Origin of the sequence: Bacillus cereus group sp. RP32 (assembly GCF_040459735.1) — a bacterium.
Classification (GTDB): Bacteria; Bacillota; Bacilli; order Bacillales; family Bacillaceae_G; genus Bacillus_A; species Bacillus_A wiedmannii.
Genome location: NZ_JARVHO010000001.1, coordinates 934,412 through 954,741 on the forward strand (window position 1 = coordinate 934,412; position 20,330 = coordinate 954,741).

The following is a 20,330-nucleotide window of genomic DNA, read 5'->3' on the forward strand; positions in this document are numbered from 1 at the left end:
ATTAGAAAGATGAGAAAAATGATGGAAATCATTTTGACAACTTTTATTGTCGGAATGACAATTATAATTGACAAATGACATTATATTATTTACAATTTTAACTAAATAGAACAAATGATGGATTAAGGAGATGTTACATACTAAGAGGATGAAGTGTAGTGCTATATTTTATCCTGAATAAACATAGTCTTTGAGAGAGAGTATGAATGATATTAAAGGGGAGGCTTTATACTTTGAGTTTACAAATTCAGAACTTAACGAAACTATTTGGGGAATCAAAAGCAGTGAACGGTTTGCAAATTTCGTTACCAAAAGGTGAAGTGCTAGGATTACTTGGACGAAATGGTGCAGGAAAAACAACGACAATCAAAATGCTTCTCGGATTATTAACGCCTAATGAAGGATCTATTACATGGGATGGAAAATCATTTGGGACTAGTGGGGTAACGATTGGGTATTTACCAGAAGAAAGAGGTTTATATACAAAAAGTAGAGTAATAGACCAGTTGCGATATTTTGGTAGATTAGAAGGAATGTCGAAAAAAGAAGTAGATCTTGCTATTGATCACTGGTTAGAGCGATTAGCAATACCGGAATATAAATTTAAAACGGCAGGAGAGCTTTCAAAAGGAAATCAGCAAAAAATCCAATTAATTGCTGCTCTTCTTCATAATCCTGAACTTCTCATTTTAGATGAACCATTTAGTGGATTGGATCCAGTTAATGCTGGAATGTTAGCTAGCATTATTGAAGAACAAGTACAGAGCGGAAAGACCATTATTTTATCTAGTCATCGTATGGAACAAGTAGAGGCTTTTTGCCAACATGTATGTATTTTGAAAAAAGGCGAAGCAGTCGTAAAAGGCCAGTTAAGTGATATTAAAAAAGAGTACGGTTTCCGTAATTTAACGATTGAAGATACAGAAGAGAATGCGAAGGGATTAGAAGCTATTCATGTATCCTATGAAAAACAACAAGGTCTTCTTTATGTGCAAGTACAAGATGATGCAGAAGCTCTAAAGATTTTACAACAGTTGCAAGAACAAGGTGTTACCTTACGACAATTTAAAATGTTAGAGCCGACGTTAAACGAAATCTTTGTAGAGAGGGCGAAATAACGATGCGTAAATTTTCTCACGTATTTTCATTTTATTTTAGGGAAGCGTTTTTATCTAAAAAATCATTAATCATGAGCGCGGTTTTATTTTTAATTGTTTTTGGGATTTTTGCGTTCAATCATTTTACTTCAAGTAATGATAAAAATAAGGATAAAGATAAAATTGCAGTTGTGACAGAGAGTTCTACATATAAAATACAAAAAGAAGAGTTAACTAAGTTATTACCATCAGCTAAATTAACAATTGGTTCAAAAGAAGATTTCAATAAACTGCATAAACAAGTAGAAGAAGGCGAGTTAGACGGTTTGTTTCATGTAACTGAAAAGAATGGAGTTCCAGAAGTAACGTATATGTTTAATGGGTTCGCTAGTGAAACAAATTCTACAATTATAGCTAGTTATTTAAAGGGAAAATATATGGCGGTAACAGTTGCTAAACATAATGTTTCACCAGAAATTGCACAACAATTACAAACGGACATTTCCGTGAAACAAGAAGCAATAAAAGATCGTTCTGCCTCTGCCGGAATTGCATATTTCTTCATATTCGCTTTATATATGTTTATTGTTGCGTTCGGAAGCACAATTGCGATGAATATTGCTTCTGAAAAAGCTTCTCGCGTTATGGAAGTTATGATTCCGAAAGTAAAACCTCTTACGATGATGTATGCAAAAATTTTAGCGGTTGTTTCAACGGCGTTATTACAACTTGTCATATTGGCATGTGGTTATTTAGTTCCTTATTTACTAGGGTGGGTAGATTTAGAAAATGGTTCATTATTTGGCGTAATTGATGTTACAAAGTTAGATGCAAAAATAATCGGTATGTTCCTAATTTATTTTGTTACAGGATATTTCCTGTATGCGATGATGTATGCAGCTGCTGGTGCGGTTGTTTCTAAGACGGAGGATTTGCAAGGTGTAATGCTACCGATTTCAATTTTAATAATTGCAGCATTCTTTATAAGTCTTAAATCGTTAGGTGACCCAAATAGTACTATCGTTGTTGTAAGTTCTTACGTTCCATTCTTTACCCCGATGGTTACATTCTCACGCTTTGTAGCTGGTGAAACTGGTATGTTAGAAATTATGATAACATTGGCGGGGCTTTTAGCGACAATCGGTATTTTAAGTGCTGTTACAAGCCGCATTTACGTAAACGGTGTAATGAATTACTCAGATAAAGTGAAATTTAAAGATTTAGCGAAGTTTATAAAGCGTCAATAATGAGAGAAAAGTATGATTTCCTATTGGAATCATGCTTTTTCTTTATGTATAAATTAAAAATAGTATATAATAATAAGAGTCGTCTTTTAATAGAATGAATACAAAGGAGGGTGTGCAGATGGGGATTAGTAGTCGTTTTACAGTAGGTGTTCATATGTTAACGTTACTTGCGATAGATCGAAACTCTCGCTGTACCTCTGAATGGATTGCTGGTAGTGTGAATACAAATCCAGTTGTGATTCGTCGCATTACAGGAATGTTGAAGAGAGCAGGACTTGTTGATGTACAAGCTGGTAAAGGTGGTACGACACTTGCTCGTGATTTAGAAGAAATTACATTACTTGATGTATATAAAGCAGTGGAAGTTGTAGAAGAAGGACAACTATTTTCCTTCCATGAAAATCCCAACATTGAATGTCCAGTAGGAGCTAATATTCAATCAGTATTAGAAATTATTTTAATGCAAGCGCAAGAAGCGATGGAAAACGTACTTGCAAATGTAACGGTAGATCAATTAGTTACAAACTTAAAGTCTAAAATGAAAGAGTAAAAAAGCGAGCAACCTCATAATGAGGGCTCGCCTTTTTTTTATTCAGAAATATTGAAAATTTTATTTTTCAGTATTTAAAATGAATTTACCAACAATAGCTGCTACGATACCACCAAGAATTGGTGCTACGATGAATACCCATAGTTGAGAAAGTGCTTCTCCGCCAGCGAATAGAGCTGGTGCGATACTACGAGCTGGGTTAACAGAAGTTCCAGTTAACGGAATTCCTAATAAGTGAACTAAAACTAATGTGAAACCAATTACTAATCCTGCTAGAGAAGAACTTCCTTTTTTACCTGTTACAGCAACGATAACTAAAATGAATACGAAAGTTAAAATAAATTCAACTAGAAATGCTCCAGATAAACCAAGAGTTCCAAAACCATTTTGTCCTAAATTATCTAACGGTGTTTTAGCAGAGCGTAAAATCGTTACTAACGTTGCAGTTCCTAATAAACCACCTAAAATTTGAGCTAATACATAATAACAAAGTTCCATAGCGTTCATTCTTTTGTTGATGAACATAGCTACTGATACTGCTGGGTTAATGTGACATCCAGAAATTGTTCCGATGCTATATGCCATAGCCACAATAGATAGACCGAAAGCCATAGCGATTCCTAATGTTCCAATTCCTTCAATTCCGCCGCCAATGACAGCTACTCCAGTTCCGAATAATACAAGTACAAATGTACCAATAAATTCAGCGATTGCTTTTTTTAACATAATTTACCTCCTAATATTGCGCATGAAACGTATTATAACATAGGTTTTAGTATAAACAGCTAATGAAATACTATTCTGATAAGGCGAAATAGGGGGACAATAAAAAAAGAGTATAGTTCTTTGTTAGAGAACTATACTCTTTTTTATGCAGTTTTTTTCTGCTTAACGACTGGAGCAGAACGGTTTAAAACGCTATTTGCAACCATTCCTAACATAATAATAATCATTCCAAGCAGGGAAAGACCACCAGGAAATGAACCATTCAAGAAAACAATTTCGCCAAGCACGGTAAAGACCATCGTTCCAGCTTGCGTTGCTTCAACAGCTCCAAGTAGAGAGAGGTTATCTTTGGCTAAGTCAGTAGCAAAGAAAAATGTCATCGTCGCAATCACGCCAGAACATAAGGCTAACAAAAATCCTTGCAACATTTGGCTGGATGTTGGAATACCGGTAGTAGAAAATCCATATATACCAAGTAAAATTGTTATAGGGAGACTTCCTATTGCCATTCCTAATACACGTTGGAACGTATCAAGACGTCCGCCAACAAGTTCCATCATTTTTCGGTTGCCGAATGGATATAAGAAGGCTGCTACTACGACAGGTAAAAAACCTGAAATGAACTGAGTCATTGTAATATGACCTGCTGCAGTCGCTTGCATACAAATTACACCAAGTAAAATAAATAATGCGACATATAAACTACGAAGTGGAATTTTTCCGCGTACAAGTTTTGTGCCTGATTTCGTTTCTAATTTAACGAAGAATAATGGTGATAAAAGTAAACCTGCTAATATAGTAACTTGCCAAGTTCCAGCAACGAGCCAAGCTGGAGAAAAGACAGCTGCGAAACTTAATAAAGAATAGAAACCAATACCAGCAACGGAACCCCATCCGATCCACGCTAATGGATGTTTCTTTAATTCTTCCCATAAACCCCTTAAGTTTTTGCGAAATAAAACGATAAGGAATAAAATAGGGAGAGCAAATAAAAAACGGAAGGAAGCTGTCCAGGCCCAGCTCGTTCCAGATACATTCATCGCTCGATTAATAATAAAGGTTGCGGAAAAAAAGGCTGATGATAAAAGGCCTAATAAAATTGCGCGCATGAAGTATAGCACTCCTTTCGGAATTTGATGATTATGTATAGTATAATATACTTAAAAATAATAAAAGTAAACTATTTTATACTTTAAGGTGGTTTTATAGATGAAAGAACATGAAGATATGCAAACGAAAGAGGTCATTCAGCAAGTAGGTCAGCTGTTAAGACAAATTCGAAATGAACAAAAATTAAGTTTAGAAGAATTAGCTCAAAAAACAGGGGTTAGTAAATTAACATTAGGAAAGATTGAAAGAGGCGAAACGAATCCGACGTTAGCTGTCATTTGGAAAATAACGAAAGGGTTATCGATTCCTTTATCGAGATTGATGGTTGTTGGAGAACCTGTAGCTGTGGCGCGCTGCGGAGAAGGATTTGCAGTAGATGTAGGACAAGCATGGCATTTAGAAACGATGTTCCGCTATACGAAAGAAACGGGGATGGAAATGCATCGTGCTTGTTTAAGATCGAATAGTATATATGAACCAGAAGCTCATCATGAAGGTGCTATTGAGCTTGTAACAGTAATGAAAGGGAAAGTATCGATTCAAGTAGAAAGCGATGTATACGAATTAAATGAGTTTGACTCTATTCAATTTGAAGCGAATAAAAAACATAGTTATAGAAATGAAGAAGATGAAGTAGCAGTATTACATTTAACGATGAAATATTCTTCATGAAAAAATCCTCTATAGAAAAATCTATAGGGGATTTTTTATACGCTATGCTCAAATAGATGAAAGAATATTATTAGTACGAACGTGGCATAAGTAATAAACAAATAAAATAAACTAAAAAACCAGTCCCAAAACATAAAATAGCAATGACCCAAAGTATGCGAATGAGGGTAGAGCTAATATCAAAATATTCTCCTAAACCGCCACATATACCAAATAGCATTTTATCAGTTTCGGATTTACATAACCTTTTTGACATCTTCCAATCCACTCCTTTTTATCCCGCTTTAACGAGCAGTAAGACCTCCACCTAAAAATTCAGCGAAAGCAAAGAAGTTAGGTGGGGATTAACTACCCGTAAAAGCCCGATTGGTTTAACTAATGATCAGTGGGGGGATGAACAACCCCCCCCTACTGATCAAAGTTTCACTTTATACCAAGCTATATACTTCTATTCTATATGGAAATTTATGAGAAGACTATGAGGTTGTATGACATTTTTTTTAGGGAACAGTCGTATTAATTGTCTTAATTTTCAGTTGATATTAAAATTATAGTAAGAGGTAACTTTTAATAAAGGGTGGGGGAAATAGAGATGACAGTATATTGGTTGACTAATGTAATGCTTGAATCAGGGTATACATATGAAGAGGGGAGAATTTCCCAAACAGAAACAGAGTTATGTAGTTTACTCATTGAAGATGGACGAATTAAAAAAATGATAGCAGGGGCTGTTCAAGAGGAAGGAGTATTAATTCTTGATGCTAAGCGTTTATTAATTTTGCCAGCTTTCGAAGAGATGCATATTCATATTGATAAGACGTATTATAGTGGTCCTTGGAAAGCTTGTATACCAGCAGAGAATATTTTTACGCGTTTTCATGAAGAAGAAAAAATTCTGCCGAAGCAATTAGCAACTGCTCAAGATAGGGCGGAAAATATGTTAGCGTTATTGCTTCGAAATGGTGCAACGAATATTAGAACGCATTGTAATGTTGATCCGATTATTGGACTTGGTAATTTGGAGGCGACGTTAGCGGCGTTGGAAACATATAAAAATCAGGTTTCTGGTAGAATTGTTGCTTTTCCACAACATGGATTATTGCGCAGTAATTCTGTACAACTTGTGAAAGATGCGATGCGTATGGGTGCGCATCTAGTCGGTGGAGTGGATCCAGCTACAGTGGATAATGATATTGAAAAATCATTACATACCATTATGGATATCGCAGTAGAATTTAATGCGGATGTTGATATTCATCTGCATGATGCGAATAATCTTGGGACGTTTACGATGAAGCGATTGGCAAGTTTAACAGAAGAAGCGGGATGGCAAGGTCGCGTAACAATTAGTCATGCACTTGGACTAGGTGGTGTTACGGATAAAGAAGTTGAAGAAGTGGCGGAAAGACTAGCTGCTTTAAATATTGATATTACTTCAACGGTGCCAATTGGGAAACAAGTAATCCCAATTCCGTTATTAGATAAAAAAGGTGTGAAAGTTTCATTAGGAAATGATAGTATTACTGATCATTGGTCACCGTTTGGCACAGGTGATATGCTGCAAAAGGCAAATCGATTAGCGGAACGTTTTGGCTGGAGTGACGAAAGGTCTTTAGGAAAAGCCCTTCGCTTTATTACGGGAGGAAAAGAAACGTTAAACAATGAAGGGAAGCGAGCATGGCCGAATGTAGGAGATGAAGCGAGTTTTGTTTTGACGAATGCAACATGTACTGCTGAAGCGGTAGCGCGTCAAACAGAGAAACGTTTAGTCGTGCATAAAGGGAATATTGTTGTTGGAAGTTTAAATGAGGTGGAATTAAATAATCTTGTGTAAAAGAATCGTGTAAATGTTTTGAGGAGGGTTCTAATTGTGAGTGTAGAACCCTTCTTTGTTATGCTTGCAATATATTTCTTATAGGGAAGCTAGAAAGGATGAAAAATTTGGACAATCAACATAACCAAAATCATATTATGGGAACTTTGCAATGGTTTATATTTTTATTAGCGAATTCAATCGCACTACCAATTGTCGTTGGCGGATTATTTCATCTTACAACGGAAGAAATATTTTATTTAATGCAGCGTACGTTTTTTGTAGTTGGTATATCTTCTTTTTTACAAGGGTGGCTTGGACATAGACTACCAATTGCGGATGGACCAGCTGGATCGTGGGTTGGAGTATTTACCGTACTTGCTTATGCAACGGCCGGGCAAGATCAATTACATAGTACGTTGCAAATTTTAGAATTAGGAATGATAATTTCCGGTGTTATTTTAATAGGATTAGGAGTCACTGGTTTTATCGGACGTATTTTATTTTTATTCACGCCGCTTGTGACAGGGACGTTTTTACTTTTATTATGTTTACAATTAAGCGGTGTATTTCTAAAAGGAATGCTAGGAATTACTGCTACCGTTTCTCAAATCGATGGATTTACAGCGATAATTGCGTTTAGCATATTTCTTTTCGTTATTATACTATCTAACTTCGGAAAAGGTTTTGTCAAAAGTTATGCGGTTTTAATAGGATTAATTAGTGGGTGGATTCTTTTTCTCATTGCAGGAAAAGTGACGATTCCATCTCAAGTAACTCATTTTGTGCAATTTCCACATGTATTTGCTTGGGGACTTCCAAAGTGGAATACAGGTATGGCTGTATCCAGTTTCGTTATGGTATGTATTTTAGTTTCAAATACAGTGGCAGCTATTATAGCAATTAATCAAGCTACCATTCAAAAGGGGACTATTGAACAAAAACAGTTGAAGGGTGGTACGTGGGTTGGAGGGATTTCGCATATCATTTCTTCTGTATTTTCAACTGTAGGTGTCGTGCCGTTACCAGCAACGGCAGGATTTATACGTTTAACGAAACAAAAATATATACGATCGTTCTTACTAGCATGTTTGTTACTAGTCGTAATGTCGTTGTTTCCAAATATTATTCGTTACTTAGCATCGTTACCACCTGCTGTCGCATCTGCGGTTTTAATGGCTTCGTTCGTACAGTTAATTGGAATTGGTTTTCATAATATAAAACAAGTGCCAATGAGCGAACGGAATGTAACGGTTTTAGGAGTTGCTGTATTATTTGGAAGCGGTGTTATGTTTTTACCGTCTGGAGCACTCCAATCACTGCCGTCTGTTATGCAATATATATTCGGAAATGGTTTGTTCGTAGGTACAGTTGTCAGCATATTACTAGAACAAATATGGCGTACTGAAAAGTGAGTGGATACAAAGAGTGTCTGCACTGTATAAAAGTCTAAAATAACATGTGAAATAAAGCCTATTTTCATTCACCACCCGCACATTTCGTTCATACAATATCTTGACTAAATAAACACCCAACTTACACATACACGGCTCTGGCTTAAGCAAGGAGGTTTATACCAGTTGAAGGAAAAAGCGTATCAATCTAAACCGTTACTCACAAAGAGAGAGAGAGAAGTATTTGAATTACTGGTTCAAGATAAAACAACGAAGGAAATTGCAGGTGAACTTTTTATCAGTGAAAAAACAGTACGCAACCACATCTCAAACGCAATGCAAAAGCTAGGAGTTAAAGGACGTTCACAAGCAGTTGTTGAGCTTCTTCGCATGGGAGAGCTCGAACTATAAAAAGAAAGCCGACTTTTATATGAAGAGTCGGCTATTTTTTTTGCTTATATTTTGAATTTAAAAAGGTATCTCAGACTTTGAGAAGGAAGATATGTTTCAGGAAGAAATGTTAAAAGTAACTGTTTTAGAACATGATGAGGTATTCAGGATAGGTATCTTTGTCATTTATAAATAAGAAGGTGCAAATATGAAGTTGTATTTTAAGGATATGGAGATAGGTGAAATTAAAGATGTTTTTGGAGACATGCCATGGATGTATGGAACGATTCGTCTATTCGAGAATAGTAAACCGTTCCAAAAATATTTTCGTGAGATGGTAGACGAAGATAGTGTATTTGATTTTGAAAGCATAGACCCTGAATTTTCATATGAAGAAAATTGGTCTATTTTTGATGAGGATGATCAGCGATATTTAGGGATTAATATACCTGCTATTCATATGGAGGATAACACGATTGCGTGGCGTTGGAGATAAAAGCTATCAGGTTGTGAAAATCTTCGTACGAAAGAATTCAAACGAGACCAACAAGCAGACTTTTATACAAAAGGTCAGCTTGTTGGTCTCGTTTTTTCCGCTTGCTATATGAATGATAAGAACACCCCATACATAAATAGGTAGTAAGGAGGGGATATGTTGAAAAGGATATTGTTAGTTTCAACAAGCGCTCATGATATGAATGGACACCCGACTGGTTTGTGGCTGGAAGAGCTCGCAGCTCCTTATAATGTATTTAAAAAAGCTAAGTTCGATGTTGATATTGTGTCGATAAAGGGCGGTAAAGTACCTATTGATAGAGTGTCTATTCCGAACGGGATACCTCGTGAATTTAAGTATGTGGCTTCTTTATTGCAAAATACGAAGCTGATCTCAAATGTTCATTTTTCGGATTATGATGCAGTTTTATTTGGTGGTGGGCACGGAGCGATTGTAGATTTTCCAGGTAATCCATATGTTGCAAATTTGATTGAGAATATGTACAACAATAACCGGATTGTAGCGGCTGTTTGTCACGGAGTAAGTTCTTTAGTCGGTGTGAAAAATAAAGATGGCTCGTTTTTTGTTACCGGTAAGCGTATAACAGGTTATACAAACGATGAGGAAAAAGCTGTGCATTTAGAAAAGCGAGTGCCGTTTTTATTAGAAAGTAAATTGAAAGAAGAAGGAGCTTTGTTTTATGTTGCTCCAAATTTCACATCGCATGTAGTAGTAGATGGGCGTTTAATTACAGGGCAAAACCCGCAGTCTAGTATGGAAATAGGGAAAGCTATAAGAAGAACTGTAAATAAATTATAGAAAAGGTGCTCGCTACTCATGAAGGTAGCGGGCATTTTTTCAGTAGTGTAAATGAAAAAGATTTAAACTAAAAAGATGTATTGAGTATAGTGAGTTCATTTATAATTAATCGTGAATTTGCTATACTATTTTGTATGGACAAAAGGGGAGGTTCTTTTAATGAGAAAAGTTGCGTGTGCAAATACTTATATTAATAAAATAAAGCCCGTTATTAGAAAAACGAGTTTTAGCCAATTGAAAATAGATGAAATTGCGAAATATATGGATATTAGTAAAGCTACTTTATATAAACGTTTTTCTTCAAAAGATGAGATTATTGAAGCAGTGGTAGAAGATTTTATGACCTACCTTCTTGAAGGAGATGCGGATAATCAAGATGAAAGTATGTCTTTTGCAGAACGTTTCCAAAAGACGTTTATCCACTCTTTGAAATGTGTGACATATATTTCTGATGTCTTTTTACAAGATTTGAAAGAGGCATATCCGCATTTATCTGATCAGCTAGTCGCTGCACAACAAAATCGTAATCATAATTTGCAAATGTTTTTTGAAGCGGGTATGGAACAAGGCTACTTTAATAAAATGAACGCACAATTATTTATGGTGCAAGATGATGTGATGTTAAGACGTATTATAGATCATTCTTTTTGTATTCAGTACGATATTACGTTAAAGAAAGCGATACTTGATTTTTATCAATTGAAGAAGTATCAACTTTTTAAACCAGAGTATATAGATGCAATTGATGATTCGGAAATTGAAAAAGAAGTTATTGCTATTTTGCAAATGATTTCGTAAAAAAGCAGGTTTTCCTATAGTAATGGAAAACCTGCTTTTTTATTATCTGTTATTTGTTTACGTGTTGTAATACTAATTCAGCTACTGGACCACCTGAAGCTGGGTTTTGACCAGTGATAACACGATTATCTTCTATAGCATAAGCTTCCCAAGGTTGCGCAGCTTTTTCGTAAAGTCCTCCATTTTTAATGAGTTCATCTTCTGTTAAAAATGGAACAAATTGATCTAATTCAGCTAGTTTTTCATCTTCGTTTGAAAAACCTGTTACTTTTTTACCACTAATTAAACGTTCCCCATTACTTAATGTGATATGAAATAAACCAGCAGCTCCGTGACAAACAGAGGAAACGATTCCGCCATTTTCATAAATGTTGCGGCTAATCATTTGAAGTTCTTTATTTTCTGGGAAGTCCCAAATTACACCGTGACCGCCTGCGTAATAAATGACGGCGTAGTCTGCTGGATTCACTTCACTCGGTTTCATTGTAGAACCGAGACGATTCATAAATTCTTTCTTTTGATACCATTCCCAATCGATGCTCTCCGCCATTGCTAAACTATGCGGATCAATTGGTGTATAACCGCCTTGTGGACTAACATAATCTACTTCATAACCAGCTTCTTCAACCTTTTTAACGAAATGGACAGCTTCACCAAGCCAAAGACCAGTAGCTCGATTTAAATTTGGATATTTTTCTACGCTCGTTAATACGACTAACATTTTTTTCTTCATCATAATCCTCCTGTAATGTTTCTTCTATATAAAAGTTCTTTATTTACTTGGTTTTATTACGTTAGAAATTGCAAATTTGAATAACTATGTCAGCCCTCCTTATATCGGATTCAAAATTAGTGTATAACAATCTTTGAACGAAGTAAACTAAAAACGCTAAATTAGTTCACTTTGTATATTTTTCGTTGACAAACTGTAATGCTGAAACTATGATAGTTCCATGAATATCGAACAACGTACATGTTTCGTTTCGGATTCAATTTGTCGCGCGATAAATGTATACATTTGGTGAAGTTGTTTAGCAGTGAGAGAAGCGCTAAACAACTTTATTTTCATTTGCAGTTACTACAATCAGGAGAGGTGTTACACATGGGGAAAGATATAAGTAACCATTCAAAATGGTTTGTTTTCACATTATGTTTTATCGTTTTATTAGGACCGATGAATGCGGTTTTATTTAATGTAGCGTTAGAGGATATGGCTAACGATTTATCCATTAGTCAAGCGAAAGTAAGTTGGGTTGTAGTAGGGTATTCCTTAGTTGTCGGTATTGGTTCGATGATCTATGGGAAGTTGGCTGATCGTTACAGTGTGAAAAAACTATTAATTATTTCAATTATCATATTTGTATCGGGTTCTATTATTGGATTTATGAATCAATCTTATCCGATTACCATTCTTGCAAGATTAGTGCAGGCGAGTGGAGGAGCGGCGTTTATTGCGCTTAGTATGATTGCAGTGGCAAAATTAGTTGTTCCTGATAAGAAGCCTGATGCATTAGCGATGATCAGTTCTTCTATTGCATTAGCAATAGGTATTGGTCCTTTAGTTGGCGGGGCTATTACAAATACATTGGGTTGGCCGTATTTATTTTTATTTATGGTTATTTCAGTAGTTGGGATTTTCTTGCTTATAAAATTTATGCCAGCAGAAGAGCAGCATACGGATGAAGCGTTTCATTTTGATTACATTGGAGCGGTTTTATTATTTGCGTTCATTACGACTGTTTTATTAGGTGTAAATATTAATAGTTGGCTATTTGTGTTATCGGTAGCTTTCTTATTTTTATTCACGGTTCGTATGAAGAACGCGGAGCATCCATTTATTCATATTGAGTTGTTTACAAATAAACCATTTCTTCGTTTAATAGCGGTCGGATTTATAATTAATGTGGCGCTATGTGCTAGTTTATTATTATTACCATTGCTGTTAGGCAGAGAGCACGGATTGTCTCCATTTGTTATCGGAATTGTATTATTTGTTGCATCACTTTTTGGTATTGTATCTAGTTTTATTACTGGAAAGATTGTCCCTTCCTTTGGAAATGTGAATATGATTTATGTAGCGTCTGTCATTATGATCGTTGGCTTTTTAATTTTGGGGTTTATTCCGAATGGGAACATAGTCGTTATTGTAGTGGCGATTATTTTAACATTTATGAGTTATTCAGCTATTCAAGTATCATTAAACACATTAATACCGAAAACATTACATCCAGCTAAAGTTGGAGTCGGTCTTGGTTTATATAATTTAATTAACTTTTTTGGTATGGCATTTGGACCAGCTGTAGCGAGCAAAATTATGGAATCTACAAATAGTTATCGTTTGAATTTTATTTTAATCGTCACTTTAATTTTTGCTCATTTCTTCTTATTAATAGGAATGTTTTCTTTCCGAAAAAAGGTGGAGCAATAAAGTGAAACTTTAATTAGTGGGGGCATCCCCCACTAATTATTAGCCCACACCAATCGGGCGTTTACGGGCAGCCCGATCCCCACCTAACTTCTTTGCTTTTGCTGAATTTTGAGATGGGGGTCTTACTGCCCGGCAAATAGCGGGGTAAATACGTACTTTATTATAGAAGGTCGGTTATTTTTCTGTCTTGCAAATTATGAAAAAAAGGAGCAAAATAAAAAAGGTCCTAGTCTATACAGGTACAAATGAAAATTTTCATACAGAAGCAGTTTAAGTTAGCGAACTTAAAGTTTGTAAAATATAATGATAAAATAAGATGATGAATGAGAAAACGGGTGATGAATTTGAATAGAGCAATCGGTGTTATCGATTCAGGAGTTGGCGGTTTAACAGTAGCGAAGGAATTAATTCGTCAGTTGCCGAAAGAGCGTATTATATATTTAGGGGATACGGCACGTTGCCCTTATGGTCCACGTTCTCGAGAAGAAGTGCGTCAATTTACGTGGGAAATGACGGAGCATTTACTAGATTTAAATATCAAAATGTTAGTTATTGCGTGTAATACAGCAACTGCGGTTGTATTAGAAGAGATGCAGAAACAATTACCAATTCCAGTGGTAGGAGTTATTCACCCAGGATCACGTACAGCTTTAAAAGTGACAAACACGTATCATGTTGGGATTATTGGAACGATTGGAACGGTGAAAAGTGGTGCATACGAAGAAGCGCTAAAGTCTATTAATAACCGTGTTATGGTAGAAAGTTTAGCGTGTCCGCCTTTCGTTGAGCTTGTAGAGAGTGGGAATTTTGAAAGTGAAATGGCGTATGAAGTTGTACGAGAAACGTTGCAACCGCTGAAAAATACTGATATTGATACACTTATTTTAGGTTGTACACATTATCCAATTTTAGGTCCTGTTATTAAAAAAGTAATGGGAGATAGAGTACAACTAATTAGTTCAGGTGATGAAACAGCGCGCGAAGTAAGTACAATTTTATACCATAGTAAAATGTTGAATGAGGGAGAGGAACAAAGTGATCATCTCTTCTTAACGACAGGAAAAATAGGCCTATTTAAAGAAATTGCATCAAAATGGTTCGGTCAACCGATTGAAAATGTGAAACATATTCATTTAGAAAAAGAATAATAGTAGAATCCATATAAATGAGCTCCTGAGAAATCAGGAGTTTTTTTGTTTATAGGAAGCACAGCTTGTTCTAAAAAGTGAAACAGCTCGTATACATAATAGTACAAACTTAGATTTTAGGGGGGAATGGTATGCCTAAATCCACTTTTAAATGGGTTGTTGGTGCTACTGTGAGCGCTGTTTTACTAACAGGGTGTGGCTTTATAAATCAGGAGAAAGCAACGGAACAAATTGATCCGCCAAAACAAGTTACGTATACAGAGGGTGGAAAGAAAGAAGTAGCTAAGAAAGATAAGCAAGGACAAACGGTGAATAGAGAACTATACCTTGTTGATAAAAATGGTTATGTTGTACCGCAAACGTTAGCTATACCTACTCCGAAAGCGAATGAGGTCATTCAGCAAACGTTAGAGTACCTTGTGAAAGATGGACCGGTAACGAATTTATTACCGAATGGGTTCCGTGCAGTCATTCCAGCGAATACATCGATGACACTAGATTTGAAAAAAGATGGGACGGCAGTCATTGATTTCTCTAAAGAAATGAAAAACTATGCAAAAGAGGAAGAGCGTCAGATGGTTGAGTCAATAGCCTGGACGTTGACGCAATTTAAAGAAATAAAGCAAGTGCAGTTCCAAATAAATGGTGAGAAATTGGCAAAGATGCCTGTTGGTGGTACACCGATTGGTGAAGGGGTGAGCCGTGCTAATGGTATCAACTTCGATGATGAACAAGTAGCGGATGTAACAAATACAAAACCGGTTACACTTTATTTTATGGCGCAAAATAATAATAAGCAGCAATACTACGTACCAGTAACACGCCGCGTTGTAGAAGGAAAAGAAAATGATTATGCAGCAATTATAGATGAACTTGTAAAAGGACCGATTCATCAATCGCTTCTGAATGATTTTAATCCAGGAGTTAAGTTGATTACGAATCCGAAGTTACAAGATGGAAATCTTACATTAAACTTTAATGAAAATATATTTATAAACCCAGATAAAAATATGGTTTCAAATTACGTATTGAAGTCGTTAGTTTTATCTTTAACAGAAAAGAAAGGCGTGAAAAGTGTTTCTATTGAAGTAAATGGTAAAGCGAATCTTATAGATGAAAAGGGCGGAAAGTTAATAAAACCTGTCGATCGTCCAGAAAACGTGAATACAGGTAGTTTTTAATCTTCAATAATTTGATATACTTAAGTAAGAAAGGGGAATTACTTTTTGGGTTCCTCTTCTTTTATTGTATACATATCATACATTTAAATTTGGCTATACTAACAAGTAGTTATGAGGAGGTTATTTTTATGCGAGTAGATGGTAGAGAGAAAACAGAATTACGCCATATACATATTCATACGAATTATTTAAAACATCCAGAGGGATCAGTATTAATTGAGGTTGGGGATACAAAGGTAATTTGCTCAGCGACAATTGAAGAGCGTGTCCCACCGTTTATGCGTGGAGAAGGAAAGGGCTGGGTAACAGCTGAATATGCGATGATTCCACGTGCAACAGAACAACGTACAATTAGGGAATCAAGTAAAGGGAAAGTAACAGGACGTACAATGGAAATCCAGCGCTTAATTGGACGAGCATTACGTGCGGTAGTTGACTTAGAAGCACTTGGTGAGAGAACGGTTTGGATTGATTGTGATGTTATTCAAGCGGATGGTGGAACGAGAACTGCTTCTATTACAGGTGCATATGTAGCAATGGTATTAGCGTTTGAGAAGTTATTACAAGCAGAAAAAGTATCTAAAATTCCAGTAAAAGATTATTTAGCAGCAACGTCAGTAGGAATTGTTGAAGAGCAAGGTGTTGTTTTAGATTTAAACTACGCAGAAGATTCTAAAGCAGACGTTGATATGAACGTAATTATGACTGGAAAAGGTCAGTTTGTTGAAGTGCAAGGAACTGGAGAAGAGGCGACGTTTAGCAGAGCGCAGTTAAATGAATTACTTGATGCTTCGGAACAAGGTATCTTCCAACTAATCGACATGCAAAAAGAAGCGTTAGGTGACATCGTATCTCATATAGAGTAGAGGTGGAAAGTATGAAACAAGTTGTTGTAGCGACAAAAAATATGGGGAAAGTACGTGAATTTGCTGAGTTATTTGAGCGATTTGATTTAGAAGTAAAATCATTGCACGATTTTCCTCATATTGAAGAAGTCGAAGAAACTGGTGAAACATTTGAAGAAAATGCGATCTTAAAAGCGGATAGTCTGAGTAGACAGCTGAATGCGATCGTAATCGCGGATGATTCAGGTCTTATTGTAGATGCTTTAAATGGAAAACCAGGCGTGTATTCAGCTCGTTTTGCTGGAGAGCCGAAAGATGATCAAGCGAATATTGATAAAGTGTTACAAGAATTAAATGAAATAGCGTTTGAAAAGCGTAAAGCTCGTTTCTACTGTGCATTAGCAGTGGCTTTCCCTGAAGGTGATAAAAAGCCTGTCATTGTAAACGGGACGTGCGAAGGGTATATTTTAGAGCAGCGCCGCGGGGAAAATGGCTTTGGATATGATCCGATTTTTTATGTGGAAGAATATAAAAGAGCGATGGCGGAACTAAGTTCAGATGAGAAAAATGCCATTAGCCACCGTGGACGTGCTCTTCGTAAGCTAGAAGAAAAAATCCCTGAATGGTTTTTAGGAAAATAAGGGAGAGAGATTGATGAAAGCTTTAATCGTAAGCGATAGTCATAACTCCGTGAAGGAATTACAGCAGTTGAAAGAGAACTATGAAGGAAAAGTAGATGTCATGATTCATTGCGGTGATTCAGAGCTAACGCCTGCTCATGAAGAGCTGCAAGGTTTCCATGTTGTAAAAGGGAACTGTGATTATGCTAACTTTCAAGATGAAATTGTAACTGATGTAGATGGCATTCGTTTCGTAGTTGTGCACGGACATCGTCATAACGTGAAAATGACATTACAAACATTAGCGTACCATGCGGAAGAGGTAGGGGCGCAAGTTGCATGCTTCGGACACTCTCACGTATTAGGTGCAGAATTAATCGATGGCGTTTTATTTATTAATCCAGGCAGTATTTTATTGCCACGTCAGCGTGTAGAAAAGACATTTGCTTTATTAGAAATGGATGAAAATCAAATGGATGTTCGTTTTGAAACATTAGACGGACAACTAGTTGAACAAGCAGTTTTTAAAAGAGGATAAGAAAAATTATCCTCTTTTAAAAAAGGTGTTGACTTTATGTATGGTTATACATATAATAAATATTGTCGATAGGGCAACAACGCTAACGAAGAAAAATAAAATAACATATGCGGGTGTAGTTTAGTGGTAAAACAAGAGCCTTCCAAGCTCTGGTCGAGAGTTCGATTCTCTTCACCCGCTCCATGTCCCAGTAGCTCAGCCGGATAGAGCATACGCCTTCTAAGCGTACGGTCGGGAGTTCGAATCTCTCCTGGGACGCTAAAAAAACCTTGTTATCTTTTGATAACAAGGTTTTTTGTTTGTTTAAAAATTGATGTATGTGCAAGAGGTGTAAAAAATATAAAGTAACATATGATAATTATTATATACAATAGATTAAAGTGCATTAAGAAAAGAGCGCTATTTATGCGCCCTATTTCTCTTGTTTAATTTAAAGAATCAATAGGCTTATGATGAAACTTAAATCCATATCTATATTATCCCAATTGTTCACTTAGAATGTTATAAAACTTTTTACCATTCTAGTACGATTAAGCAGCCGTTATCGGAACTTATCCCCGACAGTGTGTTACAATTAATAGAAGCGGAAAACGAGAATCTCCAATTGACTGGACGTGTGATTGGTTGGACAGTTTAAGAAGGTTGTATAAAAAAGGGAGATGGCGCAAAGATGGCTAGATCAAATGAGAATGATTTAACAGAGAAATTGGCAGAAGGTCACCGGAAATATGGTGATGGCAACTTTACAGTACAGAACATCGGTGATGAAACTAACCCAGATTGGACTGTCGTAAAAAATGTGAGGAAGGGATCGGCAGGCATTCGTGAAGGAGAAGATATATTAAGACTGCGATCAAAATATATAAAATAGTACGGGAATGGGCGGAGTGGGAGTTCAAATCTCTCCTGGGACGCTAAGAAACCCTTGTTATCTTTTGATAACAAGGGTTTCTTGTTTAGTTATTAATAAACTTCTCAAATACAAAACCATAATCTTTCACGTTATATTGTTTCTTCGTATCAACGAGCCAGTTAAAGGCGATCTCGTTCATTTCTTTAAATTGTTCTGCTAAATTTACTTGTGCGTTTGAAATACGGCTGAAAGCGTTAGATGCCATATCTAGACTTTTATGTGCATACTGCAATGTAATATCGTTGTCGTATGAAATTTCTTCTATTTTAAGTAAAGCCTTATATAAATCTTTTAATTCTTCAATATGTTTTTTATTAACATCAATTGAATAATGCTCATCCCCCATCTGGAACTTAATTTCTACGTCTAAATCAATCGTTCCTGCAGTTTCAAGTGCTACGTTTTTAATTTGATACTTACTATAACTAAAGCGGCGTAGTGTACGTTTTTTACTTGTTGCACTTGTACCATCTAGGTGGATTAATCCTTTGTTTGTGAAACAATATTCATCTGATTTTGATTTGATTAGAAAATAAATTTTCTCCCCATCTTCATGCATCACGTAATCATCAGCATCAACTTTATCGTAATCTTTCGGTGTAATGACAGAACCTACATCGCTTAGCCCTAATACATCTGCAGCCATTTTTTTAAACATACATAATCCCCCTTTTAAATTAAATTCTTAATTGTATAAAAATATATTAACACGATTTCAATAAAGTGTTTTCTTATAATTAAAAACATTTGAAGGTAAGTTAAGAAAAGTAACGAATAATTATTTCAACCCTAAGTTATTTAGTAAATCTATCAGTTTAAGAGTGGATTCTCCGAAAAATAACCAGGAGAAAAAGTTAATTTTGCAAGTAATTATAGAGAAATTCCGTGAAAACCTCTCAAGTAATATGAGGTTTTTTTCTATCCATTTTGAAATCTTACAATTCTGTAAGGTAACTGTAAGGAAGTTCGATGGTAACAAATTGCTAATCCTCTATAATAAAGGTAACAACGATAAAACGAGGAGGAAGAAATGATGAAAGGATTAATTGTAACGGGTTTAACAGTTGCTTTTGGATTTGTAGCGTATGAGAAATTAACGTATGTAGTTGATGTTGTAAAACATTTAATCGCTTAGTAAAAAAACTGCCATGAGAGGGAAAGGGAATGAGTGAATGAATGGAATGGTTATTTGGAATTATAGGTACTTGTAGTGTAGTGTTATTGTTCTTTGTCCCGAGTGGTATACTTAGTTCGACAACGAGTTTGTTCTTCTTAAGTTTGTTTGCTTGTACGATGCTTATTATTATGTTTTTAATGAAGCGAAGTAAACTAATCTTCTATTTTAGCATGATTGTTATGGCAATTATTGTTCTCCAAATTATTACCCTTGTTATATACCCCACTATTATAAAAGCTTTCCATTAATGATGAATCCTCTGCTTTAATTGCTGAGGATTTTTATTTGTACATTTTTAATTTTTAGTAAGGATTTGTTTATATCGAAATATAAAAATTAAATATTTTCATATTTCAAACAAAGGATTT

General features: G+C 35.6%; 23 protein-coding genes and 2 tRNA genes. 20 read left to right on the forward strand and 5 right to left on the reverse strand.

The window, feature by feature from the left end:
* Positions 1-233: 233 nt before the first annotated feature.
* The 3 genes from QCI46_RS04835 to QCI46_RS04845 all read left to right on the forward strand — a co-directional run bounded on the left by QCI46_RS04835 (position 234) and on the right by QCI46_RS04845 (position 2,894).
* A complete protein-coding gene (locus QCI46_RS04835; RefSeq protein WP_137014411.1) occupies positions 234-1,118 on the forward strand; it encodes an ABC transporter ATP-binding protein in 885 nt (294 codons plus the stop codon).
* 2 nt (positions 1,119-1,120) lie between these two features.
* Positions 1,121-2,344: an ABC transporter permease gene (locus QCI46_RS04840; protein ID WP_353839715.1), complete on the forward strand. Its 1,224-nt coding sequence runs from the start codon at positions 1,121-1,123 to the stop codon at positions 2,342-2,344.
* 118 nt (positions 2,345-2,462) lie between these two features.
* Positions 2,463-2,894: an Rrf2 family transcriptional regulator gene (locus QCI46_RS04845; protein ID WP_000512998.1), complete on the forward strand. Its 432-nt coding sequence runs from the start codon at positions 2,463-2,465 to the stop codon at positions 2,892-2,894.
* A 60-nt stretch (positions 2,895-2,954) separates the two neighbouring features.
* Here the strand turns inward: QCI46_RS04845 and QCI46_RS04850 are convergent, their stop codons facing one another.
* Positions 2,955-3,620: an MIP/aquaporin family protein gene (locus QCI46_RS04850; protein ID WP_000913204.1), complete on the reverse strand. Its 666-nt coding sequence runs from the start codon at positions 3,618-3,620 to the stop codon at positions 2,955-2,957.
* A gap of 143 nt (positions 3,621-3,763) precedes the next feature.
* On the reverse strand, positions 3,764-4,729 hold the full coding sequence (locus QCI46_RS04855) for a DMT family transporter (protein WP_048541288.1): 966 nt from the start codon (positions 4,727-4,729) through the stop codon (positions 3,764-3,766).
* A gap of 100 nt (positions 4,730-4,829) precedes the next feature.
* Here QCI46_RS04855 and QCI46_RS04860 point away from each other — a divergent pair, with 100 nt between their 5' ends.
* A complete protein-coding gene (locus tag QCI46_RS04860) occupies positions 4,830-5,402 on the forward strand; it encodes a helix-turn-helix domain-containing protein (protein ID WP_000658052.1) in 573 nt (190 codons plus the stop codon).
* A 70-nt stretch (positions 5,403-5,472) separates the two neighbouring features.
* On the opposite strand, the gene QCI46_RS04865 is transcribed toward QCI46_RS04860, so the two are convergent.
* Positions 5,473-5,658, reverse strand: coding sequence for a PspC domain-containing protein (locus QCI46_RS04865; RefSeq protein ID WP_000044335.1), 186 nt, complete (start codon positions 5,656-5,658; stop codon positions 5,473-5,475).
* Between the two features lie 336 nt (positions 5,659-5,994).
* On the opposite strand from QCI46_RS04865, the gene QCI46_RS04870 reads away from it, so the two are divergent.
* From QCI46_RS04870 to QCI46_RS04895, 6 genes are all read left to right on the forward strand, one after another.
* Positions 5,995-7,236 (forward strand): amidohydrolase family protein, encoded by a 1,242-nt coding sequence (locus QCI46_RS04870; protein ID WP_353839716.1) that lies wholly within the window; start codon positions 5,995-5,997, stop codon positions 7,234-7,236.
* 98 nt (positions 7,237-7,334) lie between these two features.
* Positions 7,335-8,630 (forward strand): purine/pyrimidine permease, encoded by a 1,296-nt coding sequence (locus QCI46_RS04875; RefSeq protein ID WP_327958949.1) that lies wholly within the window; start codon positions 7,335-7,337, stop codon positions 8,628-8,630.
* A gap of 165 nt (positions 8,631-8,795) precedes the next feature.
* Complete coding sequence (gerE, locus tag QCI46_RS04880) at positions 8,796-9,020, forward strand: spore germination transcription factor GerE (RefSeq protein WP_000659484.1); 225 nt, start codon at positions 8,796-8,798, stop codon at positions 9,018-9,020.
* Between the two features lie 187 nt (positions 9,021-9,207).
* Positions 9,208-9,495: a hypothetical protein gene (locus QCI46_RS04885; RefSeq protein ID WP_327958951.1), complete on the forward strand. Its 288-nt coding sequence runs from the start codon at positions 9,208-9,210 to the stop codon at positions 9,493-9,495.
* 156 nt (positions 9,496-9,651) lie between these two features.
* On the forward strand, positions 9,652-10,314 hold the full coding sequence (locus QCI46_RS04890; protein ID WP_327958953.1) for a type 1 glutamine amidotransferase domain-containing protein: 663 nt from the start codon (positions 9,652-9,654) through the stop codon (positions 10,312-10,314).
* A gap of 159 nt (positions 10,315-10,473) precedes the next feature.
* Positions 10,474-11,112, forward strand: coding sequence for a TetR/AcrR family transcriptional regulator (locus QCI46_RS04895; protein WP_327958955.1), 639 nt, complete (start codon positions 10,474-10,476; stop codon positions 11,110-11,112).
* Between the two features lie 49 nt (positions 11,113-11,161).
* On the opposite strand, the gene QCI46_RS04900 is transcribed toward QCI46_RS04895, so the two are convergent.
* A complete protein-coding gene (locus QCI46_RS04900) occupies positions 11,162-11,845 on the reverse strand; it encodes a type 1 glutamine amidotransferase domain-containing protein (RefSeq protein ID WP_353841835.1) in 684 nt (227 codons plus the stop codon).
* A gap of 369 nt (positions 11,846-12,214) precedes the next feature.
* Between QCI46_RS04900 and QCI46_RS04905 the strand changes: the two genes are divergently transcribed.
* The 9 genes from QCI46_RS04905 (at position 12,215) to QCI46_RS04945 (ending at position 18,743) form a co-directional block, all read left to right on the forward strand.
* On the forward strand, positions 12,215-13,540 hold the full coding sequence (locus QCI46_RS04905) for an MFS transporter (protein ID WP_327958958.1): 1,326 nt from the start codon (positions 12,215-12,217) through the stop codon (positions 13,538-13,540).
* A 338-nt stretch (positions 13,541-13,878) separates the two neighbouring features.
* Entirely contained in the window at positions 13,879-14,688 is an 810-nt protein-coding gene (gene racE / locus QCI46_RS04910) for a glutamate racemase (RefSeq protein WP_353839717.1), read from the forward strand.
* 131 nt (positions 14,689-14,819) lie between these two features.
* Positions 14,820-15,869, forward strand: a complete 1,050-nt coding sequence (gene gerM / locus QCI46_RS04915; protein WP_098089285.1) for a spore germination protein GerM — start codon at positions 14,820-14,822, stop codon at positions 15,867-15,869.
* Between the two features lie 128 nt (positions 15,870-15,997).
* Positions 15,998-16,735: a ribonuclease PH gene (gene rph / locus QCI46_RS04920; RefSeq protein ID WP_353839718.1), complete on the forward strand. Its 738-nt coding sequence runs from the start codon at positions 15,998-16,000 to the stop codon at positions 16,733-16,735.
* Positions 16,736-16,746: 11 nt separating this feature from the next.
* Entirely contained in the window at positions 16,747-17,355 is a 609-nt protein-coding gene (locus tag QCI46_RS04925; RefSeq protein WP_353839719.1) for an XTP/dITP diphosphatase, read from the forward strand.
* 13 nt (positions 17,356-17,368) lie between these two features.
* Positions 17,369-17,872, forward strand: a complete 504-nt coding sequence (locus tag QCI46_RS04930; RefSeq protein WP_353839720.1) for a metallophosphoesterase — start codon at positions 17,369-17,371, stop codon at positions 17,870-17,872.
* 109 nt (positions 17,873-17,981) lie between these two features.
* Positions 17,982-18,055, forward strand: a tRNA-Gly gene (locus tag QCI46_RS04935).
* 1 nt (position 18,056) lies between these two features.
* Positions 18,057-18,130: transfer RNA gene (locus tag QCI46_RS04940), tRNA-Arg, on the forward strand.
* 412 nt (positions 18,131-18,542) lie between these two features.
* Positions 18,543-18,743 carry a hypothetical protein gene (locus QCI46_RS04945; protein ID WP_000124458.1) on the forward strand — a complete coding sequence of 67 codons (201 nt, stop codon included), beginning with the start codon at positions 18,543-18,545 and terminating at the stop codon, positions 18,741-18,743.
* A gap of 85 nt (positions 18,744-18,828) precedes the next feature.
* On the opposite strand, the gene QCI46_RS04950 is transcribed toward QCI46_RS04945, so the two are convergent.
* Complete coding sequence (locus QCI46_RS04950; RefSeq protein WP_353839721.1) at positions 18,829-19,443, reverse strand: PH domain-containing protein; 615 nt, start codon at positions 19,441-19,443, stop codon at positions 18,829-18,831.
* A gap of 518 nt (positions 19,444-19,961) precedes the next feature.
* On the opposite strand from QCI46_RS04950, the gene QCI46_RS04955 reads away from it, so the two are divergent.
* Positions 19,962-20,210: a hypothetical protein gene (locus tag QCI46_RS04955; RefSeq protein WP_081110174.1), complete on the forward strand. Its 249-nt coding sequence runs from the start codon at positions 19,962-19,964 to the stop codon at positions 20,208-20,210.
* The last annotated feature ends 120 nt before the right edge of the window (positions 20,211-20,330 follow it).